General features: G+C 74.1%; 16 protein-coding genes. 4 read left to right on the top strand and 12 right to left on the bottom strand.

Going from position 1 to position 17,112, the window contains the following annotated elements:
- Window positions 1–19: 19 nt before the first annotated feature.
- Window positions 20–1,006 (top strand): amidinotransferase, encoded by a 987-nt coding sequence (locus EAO76_RS10775; RefSeq protein WP_187438552.1) that lies wholly within the window; start codon window positions 20–22, stop codon window positions 1,004–1,006.
- Between the two features lie 190 nt (window positions 1,007–1,196).
- Here EAO76_RS10775 and EAO76_RS10780 read toward each other — a convergent pair whose 3' ends face one another.
- The 10 genes from EAO76_RS10780 to EAO76_RS10825 all read right to left on the bottom strand — a co-directional run bounded on the left by EAO76_RS10780 (window position 1,197) and on the right by EAO76_RS10825 (window position 11,699).
- Window positions 1,197–1,709 carry a hypothetical protein gene (locus EAO76_RS10780; RefSeq protein WP_148835705.1) on the bottom strand — a complete coding sequence of 171 codons (513 nt, stop codon included), beginning with the start codon at window positions 1,707–1,709 and terminating at the stop codon, window positions 1,197–1,199.
- A gap of 274 nt (window positions 1,710–1,983) precedes the next feature.
- Window positions 1,984–2,763 carry an SDR family NAD(P)-dependent oxidoreductase gene (locus tag EAO76_RS10785; RefSeq protein WP_148835706.1) on the bottom strand — a complete coding sequence of 260 codons (780 nt, stop codon included), beginning with the start codon at window positions 2,761–2,763 and terminating at the stop codon, window positions 1,984–1,986.
- Between the two features lie 50 nt (window positions 2,764–2,813).
- On the bottom strand, window positions 2,814–4,028 hold the full coding sequence (locus EAO76_RS10790) for a cytochrome P450 (RefSeq protein ID WP_148835707.1): 1,215 nt from the start codon (window positions 4,026–4,028) through the stop codon (window positions 2,814–2,816).
- Window positions 4,029–4,252: 224 nt separating this feature from the next.
- Window positions 4,253–5,293, bottom strand: a complete 1,041-nt coding sequence (locus EAO76_RS10795) for an NAD(P)-dependent alcohol dehydrogenase (protein ID WP_148835708.1) — start codon at window positions 5,291–5,293, stop codon at window positions 4,253–4,255.
- Between the two features lie 57 nt (window positions 5,294–5,350).
- Window positions 5,351–6,124: an SDR family NAD(P)-dependent oxidoreductase gene (locus EAO76_RS10800; RefSeq protein ID WP_148835709.1), complete on the bottom strand. Its 774-nt coding sequence runs from the start codon at window positions 6,122–6,124 to the stop codon at window positions 5,351–5,353.
- Window positions 6,121–6,792 (bottom strand): TetR family transcriptional regulator, encoded by a 672-nt coding sequence (locus tag EAO76_RS10805; RefSeq protein WP_148835710.1) that lies wholly within the window; start codon window positions 6,790–6,792, stop codon window positions 6,121–6,123. The genes EAO76_RS10800 and EAO76_RS10805 overlap by 4 nt, the downstream gene beginning before the upstream one ends.
- A 166-nt stretch (window positions 6,793–6,958) precedes the next feature.
- Complete coding sequence (locus EAO76_RS10810) at window positions 6,959–8,179, bottom strand: PP2C family protein-serine/threonine phosphatase (RefSeq protein ID WP_148835711.1); 1,221 nt, start codon at window positions 8,177–8,179, stop codon at window positions 6,959–6,961.
- A gap of 262 nt (window positions 8,180–8,441) precedes the next feature.
- Entirely contained in the window at window positions 8,442–9,164 is a 723-nt protein-coding gene (locus EAO76_RS10815; protein WP_148835712.1) for a GNAT family N-acetyltransferase, read from the bottom strand.
- Window positions 9,161–10,081 carry an NADP-dependent oxidoreductase gene (locus EAO76_RS10820; RefSeq protein ID WP_148835713.1) on the bottom strand — a complete coding sequence of 307 codons (921 nt, stop codon included), beginning with the start codon at window positions 10,079–10,081 and terminating at the stop codon, window positions 9,161–9,163. The genes EAO76_RS10815 and EAO76_RS10820 overlap by 4 nt, the downstream gene beginning before the upstream one ends.
- 187 nt (window positions 10,082–10,268) lie before the next feature.
- Window positions 10,269–11,699: an amidase gene (locus EAO76_RS10825; protein WP_262375375.1), complete on the bottom strand. Its 1,431-nt coding sequence runs from the start codon at window positions 11,697–11,699 to the stop codon at window positions 10,269–10,271.
- Window positions 11,700–11,866: 167 nt separating this feature from the next.
- Here EAO76_RS10825 and EAO76_RS10830 point away from each other — a divergent pair, with 167 nt between their 5' ends.
- Complete coding sequence (locus EAO76_RS10830; RefSeq protein WP_148835714.1) at window positions 11,867–12,580, top strand: TetR/AcrR family transcriptional regulator; 714 nt, start codon at window positions 11,867–11,869, stop codon at window positions 12,578–12,580.
- A gap of 381 nt (window positions 12,581–12,961) precedes the next feature.
- Window positions 12,962–13,942 carry an RNA polymerase sigma factor SigF gene (locus tag EAO76_RS10835; protein WP_148835715.1) on the top strand — a complete coding sequence of 327 codons (981 nt, stop codon included), beginning with the start codon at window positions 12,962–12,964 and terminating at the stop codon, window positions 13,940–13,942.
- A gap of 64 nt (window positions 13,943–14,006) precedes the next feature.
- Here the strand turns inward: EAO76_RS10835 and EAO76_RS10840 are convergent, their stop codons facing one another.
- Window positions 14,007–14,915, bottom strand: coding sequence for an NAD(P)-dependent oxidoreductase (locus tag EAO76_RS10840; RefSeq protein ID WP_148835716.1), 909 nt, complete (start codon window positions 14,913–14,915; stop codon window positions 14,007–14,009).
- A 56-nt stretch (window positions 14,916–14,971) separates the two neighbouring features.
- A complete protein-coding gene (locus EAO76_RS10845) occupies window positions 14,972–15,598 on the bottom strand; it encodes an adenosylcobinamide amidohydrolase (protein ID WP_376302385.1) in 627 nt (208 codons plus the stop codon).
- A gap of 387 nt (window positions 15,599–15,985) precedes the next feature.
- Between EAO76_RS10845 and EAO76_RS10850 the strand changes: the two genes are divergently transcribed.
- Entirely contained in the window at window positions 15,986–16,999 is a 1,014-nt protein-coding gene (locus tag EAO76_RS10850) for a PRC and DUF2382 domain-containing protein (protein ID WP_148835718.1), read from the top strand.
- The last annotated feature ends 113 nt before the right edge of the window (window positions 17,000–17,112 follow it).

A 17,112-nucleotide genomic window follows, 5' to 3' on the forward strand; every position in this document is an offset into this window, starting at 1 on the left:
CAGGTGAGGAGCAGCACCGATGGTGGACGCGGTCCATGTCGAGAGCGAGTTCGCGCCCCTTCGCACGGTCGTCCTCGCACGGAGTGAATTCGCCACTCCGGCCGACGCGAGGAACAGCCCCGAGACCCGGTTCCTCCCGGACCCGGGCGCGATCGATTTCACCGGTGATCTGCGGGACGCGGACCCGGCACGGCAATCGCGGTGGGAAGCCGAGCGCGACGCCCTGGGGGAGGTCCTCGTTTCCTACGGGGTCGAGATCCTCCGGCCCCGGTTGCTGACCTCCGCCGAGAAGGCATTCACCGGGAGCGCCGGGTACGCGAACTTTTTCGCCAGGGACCCGTTCTTCACCATCGGCGACCATGTCATCGAGGGCTCCATGCGTTTCGCGCACCGGCGCGTCGAGGTGCTCCCCATGCGGGGGCTGTTCGCCGAACGCGTCCTCACGACCGGCGCGCGCTATGTCGCCACGCCCATGCCGGAGGTTCCCGAGGAGCACGACCCCGCCCTCGGACCTGGCCCGTTCCTGGAGGGCGGCGATGTCCTCGTCCTCGGCCGGCACGTCTTCGTCGGCACCTCGGGACTGGCGTCCAGCCCCGCCGGCATCGCCTGGCTCGCCCATTACCTCGCCCCGTTCGGCTACACCGTGGAGAGCGTCCGGCTCCGGCCCGACATCCTCCATCTGGACTGCGCGCTCGGTCTCGTCCGGGAAGGGCTCCTCGTCGCCTGCCCCGACGCCTTCCTCGACGGCATTCCCGAGCGTCTTCGCGCATGGGACCGGATCGAGGTGTCACTCGCGGAAACGGCCCGCCTGGCGACCAACGGACTTCCCGTCGATCCCGACACCTATGTCACCGACCCGGAATTCGCCCACATCGGCGAGCAGTTGAAGCGACGGGGCATCACGGTCGAGTACGTCGACTTCTCCGTCTCCCGGTCCTTCGGGGGGTCGTTCCGGTGCAGTACCCAACCGCTCCGCCGCACGGTGGATCCAGATCCCGCCACCTGACGGGAAACGGGATTCGCGCCTCCGGCATCTGCCCCGACCCGGGCCCGGCACCTGCCCCGACCTGGCTCCGGCTCCGGCTCCGGCTCCGGCTCCGGCTCCGGCTCCGGCTCCGGCTCCGGCAACACTCGCCCGGTCCGGCCGTCCTGACAGTTCGTCCGCCGTTCTCCCGTACGGACCGGCGGGCGGTTCGTCACTCGTCGTCGGTGCCCTGCACATCGACGGGCCGGGTCCCGTCGAAGGTGACGAGGATTCCGTACGGGTCGCCCATGCCGAGCCCGCTCTCGGCGAAGCGGATCATCCAGCTCCGGTCGGTCCACACCGTTGCCTCGGGGAGCCCCCACGGCGGCTCCGGAAGGTCCAGCCGGTCCAGTTCCCCCGCCGTGAGTCCGTACCCCTCCTCCCGGAGCCGGACGCGGCAGTACTCCCCGGCCCGGGCGACGAGGGCGTCGAACCGGCTCACGACGTCGTGGACGCGCCGGAGGGTGGCCGGCTGCGGTGGGGCGGGCGGTTCGATCACCAGGTTGACCACGGCCGGGTCGGCGCCCGCCGGTACCGGGAAGCCGCCGCTCCAGCAGGCCAGTGCGGGCGGACTCTCCACCAGGTTCAGCGCGAGCCCGGCGATGTGCAGGGTCGCGGGCAACTCCGCGTCGGCTCCGGACTCCCCGCCGCCCCGGTTGTCCGGCGGCACTCCGTCGGTGGACATGCGCCCAGCATAGGCCGGGGCCTCGCCCGCAGAGGACGCGCCGACGGGGCCGTCCGTTCCCTCCCGGCTCGCCCCGGCCGGTCCGGATCAGGTTTTTCTCCGCCTCCGCACCAAGTCCGACCGTGCCGGTGCACGTGAACCGCACCTGCCTGTGCCGCCGACAGGACAACACCCGGCCGGCCTCCGCCCGATCACGTCCGCAGGGACGACCCCGCGCACCGTCGCGGGGTCGTCCCTGCGGACCGACCGGCTCGGTCCTGATGGCGTGTCGGGTTCAGTGGACGGACAGCCCGCCGTCGACGAAGATCGCCTGTCCGGTGACGTAGCCGGAGGCGCGGCCGGCCAGGAACACCGCCGCTCCGGCGAAGTCCTCGGCCAGGCCGTTGCGGCCGACCATCGTGCGCGCGGCCAGCGCGGCCACCTTCTCCGGGTCGGAGGACAGCCGCGCGTTGAGCGGGGTCATCACGAAGCCGGGGACCAGCGTGTTGCAGGTGACGCCGTGCGGCGACCACGCCTCGGCCTGGGAGCGGGCCAGCGACTCCAGCGCTCCCTTGGAGACCCCGTAGGCACCGCTCTGGACGAACGCCCGGTGCGCCTGCTGGGAGGTGACGTGGATGATCCGCCCGAAGCCCCGCTCGGCCATGCCGGGCCCGAACCGCTGCCCCAGCAGGTACGGCGCCTCCAGGTTCACCGCCATCGTGGCGTCCCACACGTCCTCGCCCAGTTCGTCCATGGGTGGCCGCAGGTTGATCCCGGCGCTGTTGACGAGGATGTCGGGCTCGCCGAACACCTCGGCCGCCCGTTCCGCGGCCGTACGCACCCCGTCACGGGTGCTCAGATCGGCGCTCACCCAGGCCGCCCGGCAGCCCTCCGCGACCAGCTCGTCGACCGCGGCGGCCAGTTCCGGCTCCTTGCGCGCCACGATCACGACGCGCGCGCCCGCCCGTGCGAGGGCACCGGCGATCGCACGGCCGATCCCGGAACTGCCGCCCGTCACCACGGCGACCCGGTCGTCCAGCGAGAACAGTTCGGAGAGATAGCGCTGCGAGGTCATGTCCGCACCCTAGACGGCACGTCCACGGCGGCGGGATCCGGGCGGGCGTTTCAGGAGAGACGCACCGGAAGGGTGGCGAAGCCGTACGAGATGAAGGACTCCAACGGCTCGGCCGGTGCCGCCCCGTCGTCCGGGGACAGGCCGGGGAAGCGGTCGAACAGGGCGGGAAGGGCGATCGAGGCCTCCAGCCGGGCCAGTGGGGCTCCGACGCAGAAGTGGACGCCGTGGCCGAAGGAGAGGTGCTCCTTGTCGGGCCGGGAGACATCGAAGCGGTCCCCGTCCGGGCCGTGGCGCCGGGGGTCCCGGCCGGCCGCGGCATAGGTGGCCAGGATCGCGTCGCCGCGCGCGAGGGTGACTCCGCCGGGAAGCTCGATGTCCTCGACCGCGTAGCGCAGCGGGAGGTTGGCGACCGGCGGGGACCAGCGCAGGGTCTCCTCGATGACGTCGTTCCAGGAGAACTCGCCGTCCAGTACCCGGGCGAGCTGTTCCGGGTGGGTGAGCAGGGCGTGGACGGCGTTGCCGATCAGGTTGACGGTGGTCTCGTGGCCGGCGGAGACGACCAGGAGGAGGGTGTCGACGAGTTCGTCCTCGGTGAGGCGCGAGCCCTCCTCGTCGCGGGTGGCGATCAGGACGCTGGTGAGGTCGTCGGCGGGCCGCTCGCGCCTGGCGGCGACCAGGTCCGTGAGGAGCGCGTACGCCTCGTGCAGGGTGGCGAGGGCCGCCTCCGGCGCCGCGGTGGTGTCGAAGATCTCGCCGACGAGGCGTGCGGTGTCGGTCCTCCGGTCCTCGGGGACGCCGAAGAGCTCGCAGATGACGGCCACCGGCAGCGGGTGGGCGAAGGCGGCCCGCAGGTCGGCCCGGCCGTCGGGGGCGGCGGCCATCCGGTCGAGCAGCGTCGCGGTGATCTCCTCGACGCGGGGCCGCAGCGCGTCCGTCCGCCGTTTGGTGAAGGCGGGCGCGACGAGCCGGCGCAGCCGTCGGTGGTCGGCGCCGTAGGCGGTGAACATGTTGGTCACGCCCACCCAGTTGTTGATCCAGCCGTCCCGGTGCTTTCCCTCCCGCCAGGCCGGCCAGTGCCGGTTCGGGTCCTTGGACACCCGGTCGTCGGTGAGGAGTTGCCTGAGCACCTCGAATCCGGCGGGGGCCCACGCCCTGATCCCGCCGGGGAGTTCGACCGGGGCGGCGGGTTCGTGGCGCCGGAGTTCCGCCGCCTCGCCGTGGATGTCGCGCCCCGCGGGGTCGATGACGATCGGCTGCTGTCCCATGGAGATCTCCCGTCTGCGTTGCGGCACGGCCGGAACGGGTGTCTGCGGTACAGGAGTCCATCGTCGGGGTGGTGCGACGGAGCGTGAAAGGGCGTGCGACGGCGCACAGCGGCCGGGGCGACGGCCCGCGCGCCCCGGGTGGTGATGCGGTGACCGGCCGTCCGCCGTACGACGGGCGGCCGGGGCGGATGCGCCCCGGCCGCGGGAAGGCGGATCCGGTCCGCTCAACCGTTGGGGAGGATGACCGCGCGGCCGTTGATCTTGCCGTGGTGCAGTCGCTCGTACGCCAGCGGCGCCTCGTCCAGGCCGTACGTCTCGACGTGCACCTCGACCGCTCCGGCGTGGGCGAGTTCGAGCACCTCGGCGAGTTCGGAGCGCGAGCCCCAGTACGGGGAGGTCACCGTCGTGTTGTACGGCAGGGAGCCGAAGCCGACCGGCAGTGCCCCGCCGCCGAGGCCGACGACGGTGACGTCGGAGTCGATGGCGGCCGAGGCCCCGGCCGTGACGACGGTGGGCGGCGCCCCGACGAAGTCGAGGACGACCTGCGCCCCGGTCCCACCGGTCAGTTCGCGGACCTTCGCCGCGGCGTTCTCGTCGGACAGGACGGTCTCGTGGGCGCCGACGGCGCGGGCGAGGGCGAGCTTGTCCTCGGAGACGTCGAGGGCGATGACCCTGACGGCCGTCATGGCGCGCAGCAGCTGGATCGCGACGTGGCCGAGGCCGCCGGTGCCGATGACGACGGCGGTGGCTCCCGGCACCAGCTTGGGCAGCGAGCGCTTGATCGCGTGGTACGGGGTCAGTCCGGCGTCGGTGAGCGGTACGGCCTGGACCGGATCGAGGTCGCCGAGCGGCACCAGGTGGCGCGGGTCGTCGACGATCATGTACTCGGCCATGGCGCCGGGCGCGCCGAGTCCGGGCGGCATGATGCCGAGCTCCTTGGCGCGCAGGCAGTAGTTCTCCTTGCCCTCGGCGCACTTGACGCAGGTGCCGCAGCCCCACGGGCCGTAGACCGCGACGGAGGTGCCGACCGGGAGGCCGTCGACGCCGTCGCCGAGGGCGGCCACGGTGCCGACGCCCTCATGGCCGAGGGTGAGCGGCAGCGGGAAGGGGATCTGCTCCGCGGGCCAGCTCATCACGGCGATGTCGGAGTGGCAGACGCCCGCGGCGGTGACCTCGATCAGCACCTGGCCGGGGCCCGGTTCCGGGTCGGGCACGGTGACGACCTCGGGTGCCGCGCCGGCGGTGCGGTACTGGACGGCCTTCATGGGATTCTCCTCGCTCTCTTCGTTCCATTGCTCGCCCCCGTTCGGTCGTTCCGCCACTCAGGAGGCGGAGTAACCGCCGTCCACCAGGTGATAGCTGCCGTGAATGAAGGAGGCGCGGTCGGAGAGCAGGAAGGCGGTCAGTTCGGCGACCTCCTCGGCCGTGCCGAGGCGTCCCGCGGGGTGCAGCGAGACGAGGTGGTCGCGGGCCGGGCCGTCGGTGTCGCGCAGCAGCGGCGTGTCGATGAAGCCGGGGCCGACGGCGTTGACGCGGACGTTCCGCGCCGCGTACTCGAGGGCGGCCGTCTTGGTGAGTCCGACGACGCCGTGCTTGGCGGCCACGTAGGCGGGCGAGCCGGCGAAGCCGTTGGTGCCGAGGATCGACGACATGTTGACGACGGCGCCGCCGCCCGCGGCGACGATGGCGGGGATCTCGTGGCGCATCGAGTAGAAGACGCCGCTGAGGTTGGTGGCGACGACCCGGTCCCAGTCCTCGACCGCGTACTCGCCGGTGGGGTTGCTGGGGCCGCCGATGCCCGCGTTGTTGACGGCGAGGTGCAGGGCGCCGAAGGTGTCGACGGCGAACCGGACGCCCGCTTCGACGGAGGCGGGGTCGGTGACGTCCATGGCGACCGCGGCGGCCCGGGCGCCCGCGTTCTCCAGTTCGGCGACCGCCTTGCGGGCGGCGGCCTCGTCGTAATCGGCGACGACGACGGACGCGCCGCCGGCGGCGAGGCGGTGGGCGAGGGCCAGTCCGATGCCGGAGGCTCCTCCGGTGACGAGGGCGGTCCGACCGGCGAACTCCTGGTCGGCGGGGGTGAGGGGGGTGCTCATGATGGTGCGTTTCCTTCCGTGGTGCTGTGCGGCGCCGGTCCGGCGGGAAGCCGCATGAGCAGCTCCCCGGAGAGGGCGTCGAATGCCTGCCCGACCAGTCGGGGCAGGTCTTCCCGCAGTCCGGCCCGCGCCCAGGCGGCCTGGGCCGCCAGGAGCGCCCCGGCGCCCGCGGCGACCGTGACGGCGGGGCGGAGGTCGCGGTCCGGATCGACTCCGAGCCGCTCGGCGACGATCGCGACCGAGTCCTCCTGGGCGTCCACCCGGATGTGGTGGAACGCCGCGTAGAGGGTCGGCTCCCGCTCGGCGAGGACCAGCAGGTCGAAGATCCCGGCGCGCCGGTGCCATGCCTGCGCGCCGGGGTCGTCGAGCCAGTCGTGCACGGCGCGGCGGTAGGCGGTGAGCGGGGGTTCGCCGGCGGGGCGGGCCCGCAGGGCTTCGTTGATCCGGTCGCCGTCGCCCCGGACCGAGTCCAGGACCGCGGCTTCCTTGCTCGTGAAGTACCGGCTGAAGGTGCGCCGGTCGACGTCCGCGCGTTCCGCGATCTCCTCGACCGTCACGTCCCGCAGTCCCCGTTCGAGCACGAGCTCGGACGCGGCCTGCGCCAGTGCGTCCCGGGTCCTGCGGGCCTTGCGGCTCCGCCGTTCCGGGCTCTTCCGTTCCGGATTCATGGTTGTACCGTACACCTGAAAATGTCCCGACGCGACACAAGTCTCGTCGGGACATTTTTTGGCGCGAAGTGCCGTAAGGAACGACTGCGGGACGCCCTTCCGGGGCTCTCCCCTACCTGTCGGCCACGTACGGAACCGGCCGTTCCAGGGGCCCCGTGTCCGGCGGTCACCGGGCGCTGAACACCTCGGCGGCCCGGCGGGCGCCGTGCCCCGGCTCCCCGGTCCGGCGCGATTCGGCCGCCGTCGTCCGGCGCAGGGCGAGCGCGGCGATGTCGTCCCGCCGTACGCCGCCGGAGAACGCCTCCAGATCCGCGTGGAGCGCGTCCAGTACCTCGTAGGGCTCCAGTCCCGTCCAGCGGGGCAGCCGGGTGTCCAGCGGGTAGAAGGCGCCGGACGCGTCGCGGGCCTCGGTGACCCCGTCGGTGAAGAGCAGGAGCGTGGCGCCGGGCGGGAAGTCCAGCGGCTCCGAGGCCCGGGCCTCGGGGCTGAGCTCCGCCATGCCCAGGGGGACGGACGTACGGCGCAGCGGCAGCGCGCGGGCCGTGCCCTCGTGCAACAGCCGGGGCGGCAGATGGCCGCAGTTGACGGCCCGGACCCGGTCGCTCCCGTCGAAGCCGAGCACCAGGGCGGTGACGAAGCGTTCGGTCTCGCCGGTCTGGGCGGAGAACGCGTTGTGCCGGGCGACCGCGTCCTCCAGGGCGTCGACCACCCCGGTCAGGTCGGGCTCGCGGATGGCCGCCTCCCGGAACGCCCCGAGCACGGCGAAGCCCGCCCCGATCGCGGCGAGCCCCTTGCCCTGGACGTCCCCGATGATCACCCGGGTCCCGTAGGGCGACTCGACGACCTCGTAGATGTCGCCGCCGACCAGGCCGTCCTCCTCGATCGGCGTGTAGATGCCGTGGGCGAGGATCTGCTCGGTCGGGATCGGCAGCGGGCGCAGGATCTGGCGCTGGAGCGCGCCGGCGGCGGAGCGCAGCCTGGCTATCTCGGCGGCGTGGCGGATCCGCAGCGCGCACGATCCGACGCCGAGGAAGCAGGCCAGCGCGGTGAAGGCCACGCTGATGGTGACGTCCCAGAACGTCCCGCCGGTGACCAGGCGCGAGCAGACGACGACGATCATCGTCCAGGTGGCCACGCCCACGGTCTGCCGGATCGTTCCGAAGACGGAGATCAGAGCGGGGACGACCACCAGCAGGGGTACGAGATGCAGGTCCTTCCCGGTCTCGATGTCCAGGAGGACGACCAGGGTGGTCAGCAGGGCCAGCCCCGCGAACAGCGCCGGGTTGCCGACCCTCGGCGCACGTGCGGCGGCCTCCCCCGCGTCCGCCGTGCCCGGGAGCGCCGCTCCACGTGTCGCACGCCGACGCCGGCGACGCCCGATCGTCACAGCTGACTCCTCCCGCGCTCCGCCGGCCCCGTGCCGGCGTCCGTTCCCAGTCCACCCGGTCCGACGGGGGCGGATCACGAGGCTTACGGCCCGTCGGCCCCTGCCGAAGGTCCCCGCGCGAAGCGGGTACGGACCTTCGGCCCGGATGTCTCGGGCCGAAGGTCCCCCCTCCGGAGGCCGGGGTCCGGGCGACGGACGCCGCCGGCTGCCGGGGCGTGTCGCCGGACATCGTGCCTCCGGGACGGTCCGCGGGGTGTGCGGGTCAGTGTGCGGCGGGCACGGCGTGTTCCGGTACGAGCGCCCCGAGGAAGGACGTGCGGCGGCGGAGCGCGAATCCCAGCGATTCGTAGAGCCGGACGGCGTCGGTGTTGGAGGCCGCGGCGTGCAGGAACGCCGTTTCGCCGCGCTGCCCGATCTCGTGGACGACGGCGCGCACGAGGCCGGTGCCGAGCCCCTGGCCGCGTACCGACTCGTCGGTGCAGACGGCGCTGATCTCGCTCCAGCCGGGCAGGCGCAGCCGTTCGCCGGCCATCGCGACGAGCACCCCTTCGCGCCGGACGCCGAGGTAGGTGCCCAGCTCGACGGTGCGGGGCAGGAAGGGCCCGGGCCGGGTGCGCTCGACCAGGGCGAGCATGTCGGGCACGTCGGCGGGTCCGAGCCGTACGGCCTGCGGGAACGGGGCCGCCTCGACCCCGGCGTCGACGAGCTGGACGCCCTCGGCGTCGAAGAAGACCTCCCAGTCCTTCGGCGGCGGCTCCCGGAAGGCGGTGATGGCGATGGCGCCCCCGGGTCCGGCGAGCGCCGCGGCGTCGGCCCAGTCCTCGGCCTCCGGCTCCTCCGGGAGCGCGACCCAGGGGGCCACGTCCACCGGGTAGCGCAGGATGCGGCCGCGGCGCTCGGCGAAGTGGCCGTGCGGGCCGGTCAGCGCGGCGCGGACCGGGTTGTCCAGCGGGTGCGGGTCGGCGGCGGGGTGCCGGGGGCTCATCGGGCCACCTCGATCACGATCTTGCCGAGCACGTGCCCGTCCTCCACGGCGCGCAGCGCCCGTTCCGCCTCGGCCAGCGGGAAGGTGCGGGTCACCCGCGCCCGCAGGACTCCGGTGACGGCGAGGTCCGCCACCGCTTCGAGGACGGCGGAGGTGCGGGCCCGTGCGACGGCCGCCCCGCCGAGCTCCACGGCCAGCGGCTTGCCGCCCGCGCTGATCAGTGCGGCCGGGTCCGCGAGCAGCGGGGCCGCGGCCCTGAGGGTGTCGCCGCCGACCAGGTCGAAGACCGCGTCGATGCCGTCGGGGGCCGCCGCCCGGACCCGTTCGGCGAAGCCGGGGCCGGATGCGACGTGGATCGCGCCGAGCGACTCGACGAAGTCCTTCTTGGCGGCGCTCGCGACGCCGATGACCCGGACGCCCCCGTGCCGTGCGAGCTGCACCGCCGCCGTTCCCACCCCGCCCCCGGCCCCGGTGACCAGGAGGGTGGCGCCGGGGGCCGGGCAGAGCTGCCGGATGCCGTCGTACGCGGTGGCCGCCGCGACCGGCAGCACCGCCGCGTCGACGAACGACAGTCCGGCCGGCTTGTGCGCCGTCACCGCCACGGGCAGCAGGGTGTACTCGGCGTACCCGCCGGTCACCGGGTTGCCGAAGACCTCGTCCCCGACCGCGAAGCCCTCGACCCCCGGCCCCACGGCCTCGACGACCCCGGCGGCCTCGCTGCCGAAGACGGTGGGGAACGGCTGCGGCTCGCCGCCCGGCCTGACGTACCCGGTGCGCAGCTTCCAGTCGACCGGGTTGACCCCGGCCGCCCGGACCGCGACGAGCAGTTCGCCGGGCCCCGGCACCGGCACGTCCCGTTCGACGAGTGCCTCCACCTCCGGTCCGCCGTTGCGGGTGAACACGTACGCCTGGGGCATGGGTTCCCTCTCCTGTTCCCGGTACCGGCGGCCGGACCGGTCACCGGCCGCCACAGCAACAGCAAAGCCCGCGTGCCTGCGGGTATTCCCCCGGGACGAGGTGTTCATCGATCCGCAACGACCGGGCCCGCCGTCCGGGTCGTGCCGGGTCCGCGGGTCCGGCGCGTCTCGGCCTGGCGGTCCGGGGTCAGCCGGTCGGGCCCGCCGGGCGCGGGTCGACCGGGGTGAGCACCCCGAGCCGGTCCTCGACCGCCAGGGCCGCGTCCAGGCACAGGTCCTCCCGGAAGGCGCGTCCGACGATCTGGACCCCGCAGGGGAGCCCGTCGGCCAGGCCCGTCGGCACGGCCACGGCGGGCACGCCCACGAAGCTGGTCACGGTGCACAGACGCATGCCCGAAGCGACCCGGTCCCGGCCCGCGCCGTCGCGCGACTCCAGTCCCGGCTCGACCGGCGGTTCGGTGAACGAGGGGCCGAGCAGCAGCGGGTACGCGTCGAGGAACTCGGCCCACGAGCGGCGGATGCCCATCCAGGTGCCCATCAGCTTCATGAACTCGTCGGCGCTCGCGGGCGGCGTCCGCTCCATCGCCATCGCGATGTAGCGGTCCCCGCCGTCGCCGAGCAGCTTGCGCACCACCGGCCAGGTGGGGGCGAACTCGGTCACGGTGATCCGGCCGTACGCGTCGAGCGCCTCGTCGATCCGGGGCACGTCCTCCACCTCGCACACCTCGTACCCGGCGTCGCGAAGGGCGTCGGCGGCGGCCCGGACGGCCCCGCGCACGGCGGGGTGGACGCCGTGCCCGCCGGGGTCCGCCACGACCGCGACCCGCACCGGGCCGGGCAGCGGTTCGCCGCGGAGGGGCACCGGCACGGCCCTCGGGTCGCGCGGGTCGGTCCCGGCCAGCACCTCGTACGCCAGCCGGAGGTCGGCCACGCTCCGGGCCAGCGGGCCGTCGGTGACCAGCATCTGGGAGGCCGGGCCCGGGTCGTCCGGGCCGAGGACGCGGTGGTCCGCCGGGAACCGGCCCGTGGACGGCTTCAGCCCGGCCACGCCGCAGAACTGGGCCGGGACGCGCACCGATCCCCCGGAGTCGTTGCCGAGTCCCAGCGGTGCCATGCCCGTGGCGACGGCCACCGCGTCGCCCCCGCTGGAGCCGCCCGGGGTCAGTCCGGGGTGCCACGGGTTGACCGTGTCGCCGAACAGTTCGCTCCGCGTGTGCATCCCCGCCAGGATCAGGGTCGGCATGTTGCTGTGCCCGATGGGGACGGCCCCGGCCGCGCGCAGCCGCGCCACCGGGGGCGCGTCGGCGCGGGCGACCAGATCGCGGAACCGCTCCGCGCCGAACGTGGTCGGCACGCCCTCGACCGGGGTGCTCTCCTTCACCGTGAACGGCACGCCCGCGAGCGGCCCCAGCTCCTCGCCCGCGGCCCGCCGCCGGTCCGTCCGCGCCGCGTCCGCCCGTGCGCGCTCCGCCATGAGCCGGGTGACCGCGTTCACCCGCGGGTTCACCTCGGCGATGCGCTCCAGGTGGCTGTCGATCAGTTCGACGGCCGAGATCCCGGCGGTGCGCACCGCCTCCGCCTGCTCGGTGGCGGACATCTTCCACAAGGGGTCCCGCACGGCGGTTCCTTCCTCCCCGGCGCGCGCCCGGACGGCGCGCGGTCTCCTCCGGCGCACGTTCCGATGCGCCCGTATCGGAACGGTACCCCGGAACCGATACGGGCGCATCGAATAAACTGCACCCCGGACAGGAGTCACCGGGAGACACGGACAGGAGGCGGCCGGACATGCCCAAGCAGGTGGATCACGCGGGTCGGCGTCATCTCATCGCCGAGGCGGTCTGCCGCCTCGCCGACGAGCGCGGTCTGGAGGGCGTGACCCTGCGCGACGTCGCCGCCCGCGCACAGGTCTCGATGGGCGCCGTCCAACGGTGCTTCCGCACCAAGGAGGAGATGCTCGTGTTCACGCTCGGGCACATCGGCGAGCAGGTGGGCGAGCGGGTGCGCGCCCGCCTCGTCAGGAGCCCGGCCCAGTCGGCCCGCACCGCCCTGGGGCACGCGGCCACCGAGGTGTCGCTGCTCGAGGAGGAGCGCCACGCCGAGGCCAGGGTCTGGCTCGCCTTCCTCGCGCAGGCCGCCGTGGACGAGTCGCTCGCCCGGACGCTCCGGTCGAACTACGCCGCTCTGCAAGGGGTGTTCGTCCGCCTCGCCGCGGAAGCCGCGAGGACCACCGGGCACACCGGGAACGTCGAGGGCACCAGGGAGGCCGGGCGCGCCGGGGAGGCCGAGGGCACCGAGGACACCGGGCGCCCCGGGGAGGCCGAGGGCGCCGCGCCGTTCGACCCGCTCGTCGAGGCCCGCACGCTCCTCGCCCTCGCGGACGGCCTCACCGCACACGTCCTCATCGGCCATCTCGCGCCACGGGAGGCACGGGAGGTCGTCCACACCCACCTGGAGAACCTCTGGGAGCGCCTCTCCCGGCCCGCCCGCACCGAATTCTGATCGCACATCAGGCATTGCGGGCGCGTCCGGTACGGTGACCGGAGCCCGGGAGCCAAAGATTGCCGCACCGTCGATTTCGACTCAACTACCGTTGGATATGCGCCGATCGGTCCCCATTGCGCCGACGGCTGTGGCAGTCTGAGGGAGACCGCCCCACCGGGCTCCCCCGTACCGGTGGGGCGGTTTCGCCGTCCCGGCCGTGCCGCCCGCCCGGCCCGCCGCCCTTCTGCCGTCCTTGTGCACGGACATGACGGTGCATCACGACGATTCCCGGCCATTGCCGCCGCGCGGCCCGACCGACTTCCCGCTTCCCCGCATGAGATCTTCCTCCGGGGGCAGGTGCTCACACCTCATGGCCTTCGACCAGGGGAGCGTGACGAGATGACGGCGCACACTGCGCGGACCGCCGGTGCGGAGCGGGCCGGGAGCACGGACCGCGCACGACCGGTACCGGGCGACGCACCGGCCGGCACCGGCGCGGATCCGGCGGCCGGCCCGGAGCCCGACGGGGGCGCACCGGCCGCGGGGACGGCCGGGGACAGCGGCGGACTGCCGTGGATCGAGGACGCGGGGAAGGTCGCCCCGGCCGACGCGCGCGAGCTGTCCCGGCTGTTCTTCGACCGGCTCCGGGTCCTGGAGGAGGGGACCCCCGCCCATCAGTACGCGCGCAACACCCTCATCGAGATGAACCTCTCCCTCGTCCGGTTCGCCGCCGGGCGGTTCCGCGGCCGGGGCGACGACATGGAGGACATCGTCCAGGTCGGCACCATCGGGCTGATCAAGGCCATCGACCGGTTCGACCTCTCCCGCGAGGTGGAGTTCACCACCTTCGCGATCCCGTACATCACCGGGGAGATCAAACGATTCTTCCGCGACACCACCTGGGCGGTGCACGTCCCGCGCCGGTTGCAGGAGTTGCGGGTGGACATCGCCCGGACCAAGGAATCGCTGGTCACCGAGCTCGATCGCGACCCCACCGTCCCGGAGCTCGCCGAGCAGCTCGGGCTGAGCGAGAACGAGGTCACCGAGGGCATCGTGGCGGCCAACGGATACGCGGCGGGCTCGCTGGACGTGCCGGCCGCCCCGGCCGGCCACGGGCGGCCCGACAGGCGGGGGCGCACCTTCGCCGATGTGCTCGGCGGCCCGGACCCCGCCCTGGAGACGGTCGAGAACCTGCACGCGCTCGCACCGCTCCTCGGCTGCCTCGACAGCCGGGAGCGACGCATCATCGACATGCGTTTCGGCCAGGAGATGACGCAGGCCCGGATCGGCAAGGAGCTGGGCATCTCGCAGATGCACGTGTCCCGGCTGCTCGGCCGGATCCTCCACAAGCTCCGCAGCGGGATGTTCGTCGAGGAATGACCCCCGCCGCGACGGCCCCGGGCCGCACGCAACACACGGATCCGTGTGCCCCGGGCGGCGGGGCTCAGCCGGCGGTGGCGTCCGGGGCGCGGCCCGCGTAGTACGTGGCGATCATGTCCTCGCCGCCGTGTCCCGCCGCCTCGGCGCGCGCGAAGCGTTCGGCCGACGCCTCGACCAGGTCCAGCCGCACCCCCGACGCCCGCGCCGCGTCCAGGATGAGCCGGGTGTCCTTGAGCGCGGTGGACAGGGCGAAGCTCGGGGCGAGGTCGCCGGAGAGGACCGCGGCGGACTTCCCCTGCAGATAGGCGGTGTCCAGCGGGCCGTCCTTCATGACGTCGAGGAAGGTCCGCGGATCGACCCCCAGCCCCTCGGCGAGGTTGAGGCACTCGGCGATGTTGTTGACCATGGTGATCACCCAGGTGTTGACCACGAGCTTGAGCCTCGAGGCCGCCCCCGGGGTCCCGTCGACCCAGACCGTGCGCCGCCCGATCGCGTCCAGCACGGGTTCGACCCTTCCGCGGGCGGCCGCGGGGCCCGCGACGAAGACCGTCAACGCGCCTTGTTCCGCAGGCTGTTTCGTACCGGAGACCGGCGCGTCGAGATAGACCGGTCCCAGCTCCGCCGTGCGCCGGGCGAGGTCGGCGGTGGCGTCGGGCCCGACCGTCGTGCTCTGGAGCAGCACCTGACCGGTGTGCAGTCCCCCGGCCGCGGCGTCGAGCGCGGCGGCCACGGAGGGTCCGTCGTTGAGCATGGTGAGGACGACGTCGGCGCCGCGCACGGCCTGCTCGGCCGTCTCCGCGACCGTGGCGCCGTCGGCCGCGAGCGGGACCGCCCTGGCGTGCGTACGGTTCCAGACGCGGACCTCCAGTCCGGCCCTGAGCAGGCTGCGGGCCATGCCCGATCCCATGGTTCCGGTGCCGAGGACGGCGACGACCGGCCGCTGCGGGGCGGTTTCGGTGGCGCTCGGGGTCATTGCGCGGGCTCCCTTCGTCGGCCGCGCCCCGGGGGCGGTGCGCGGCGCCGTGGTGCTCAGGATTGCCGCCGCGCCCCGTCGAGGACGGCAGCGTGCACGGCCCTGGCGAGTCGCGCGCCCCAGCGGGAGCGCGGCCCGGCGAAGGGTTCGGCGGGGCGGGGCCCCGGGGCGGGCGCCGCGACGCACACGGCGTCGGTGGGGGTGCCCGAGCAGTCGAGGCCCGCGTCCAGGAGCGCCTGGACCTTGGCCTCGGTGGCGGTGGCGACCGCGTTGACGAGCGCGGCGTCGGAGAGCGGCACGGGGAGGGTGACGACGATGTTGATCGTGCCCGGGGGCGGCGGCCCCGGTGTCCCCTCCGCCGGGGCGGCCGCCCAGCCGCGCACGCCCAGGCCGCAGGTGGCGGTCGCGGTCGCTCCCCCGTCGGTCGCGCGGGTGTGCGCGGTGACGTCGGCGGCGGTCATCAGTCCCGCGCCGGGGCCGGTGAGGCCTTCCGCCGCGGCGATCTCCGCGAGGTGTCGGTCGGGGTCCAGGCGGGGGTAGCCACCGGGCACCTGGGCGTTGAGGATCCACTCGCGCGGGCCGATGCCGCCGCCGAGCACGGCGCTGGAGCACACCCGCCACCCCGGTCCGAGGCGCCACACCAGATGGTGGAGGTCCGCGCCGTCCTCGTGCCGGGCCAGCAGTTCGCCGCGCTGCTCGGGCAGCCGGATGCGTACGGAACCGATGGGGGCACCTCCGGTGGCGCGGCTGGACGGGGTCGGCTTGTGACCCGTCGATCATATGTGCCGGGGGTCCGGCGGCCGGGCGGGCCGCCCTCGGCGGTCGTACCGCGCCGGCGGCGCCGGACCCCGGCCCGGTCCCCGCCCCCGCATCACCCGATCGGCCTAACCCCGTGCGGGGACGTGCACCACCGCGGCGGGCGGTCAGCGCCGAACCGCCGGAGGTGCGGCCGCCGGATGCCGGGGGCCGGGAGGTTGCAGCGCCCATCCGGGTGAGGCGCGATGGAATTCGGACGCGCCTCATCTGATGGACCCAGCCACAGGACGCGCCCGGGCGAGGAGGAATCGGTCATGGGAACCGCTGGCGGTTTCACGGATTCCGGAGAGCTCGACGGCCTGACGGTGTACGACACCGATGGTGAGAAGGTCGGCAGTGTGGGCCGGGTGTACGTCGACGACAACACCGGCCGCCCGGACTGGATCACGGTGAAAACCGGGCTGTTCGGCATGAAGGAGAGTTTCGTCCCGCTGGCCGGGGCCCGCCGGGTGGGGTCCGACCTGCACATCTCGCATCCGAAGGAACGGGTGAAGGAAGCGCCCCGGGTGGACGCGGACGCCCATCTGTCCGTGGCGGAGGAGGAAGAGCTCTACAACCACTACGGCCTCCCCAGGAACACCGCCACCTCGTTCGGCGACCGGCCGGGAGCCGGTACCACGGGAGCGGCCGGTACCGGCGCCATGGGCGCGGCGGGCACCGGACGCGCCACCGGGACCGGCCGGACGCCCATGCCCGGCACCACCGCCTCCGGCGCGGGAACGGCCCGTACCGCCTCGTCCGGCATGTCCGGCACCGGCGCGGGGCAGAGCGGGCGCCGCGGGACCGGGGCGGCCGGCACCGCCCGTCCGCTCGTCGGCGCCGGGGCGGGCTCCGAACGGTCCGCCGCCGACCTGGGCGGCAAGGAGGAGATGATCCGCTGCGAGGAGCAACTGCACGTCGGCACCGAGGAGTACGAGAGCGGGAAGGCCCGGCTGCACAAGTACGTGGTCACCGAGAACGTCACCCGGACCGTGCCCGTGACGCACGAGGAGGTGCGCCTGGTCCGCGAACCGCTCCAGCCCGGCGACCGCCCGGCGGGGCGTGCGGACATCCGCGAGCAGGACGTCGAGGTCACCCTGCACGCCGAACGCGCCACCACCCGCAAGGAGACCGTGCCCGTGGAGCGGGTGCGCATGGAGACCAGGAAGGTGACCGAGCAGAAGGAGGTCTCCGCCGAACTCCGCAAGGAGCAGATCGACTACGCGGACGGCACGCAGACCGGCGGCAAGGACATGGGCGGCGAGTTCGGCCGGGGCCGGAGCCGCTGACCTCCCGGGCCGGGTCCACGAGTCCCGCCGTACGCCCCGCGGGGCGCGTCCCGCGGTGTCCGGTGCGTACCGGGCGCCGCGGGCCCGGCGGGACTCCACGCGGACGGCCCGGG

Source organism: Streptomyces sp. sk2.1, from assembly GCF_008120935.1.
In the GTDB taxonomy this organism is placed as follows: domain Bacteria; phylum Actinomycetota; class Actinomycetes; order Streptomycetales; family Streptomycetaceae; genus Streptomyces.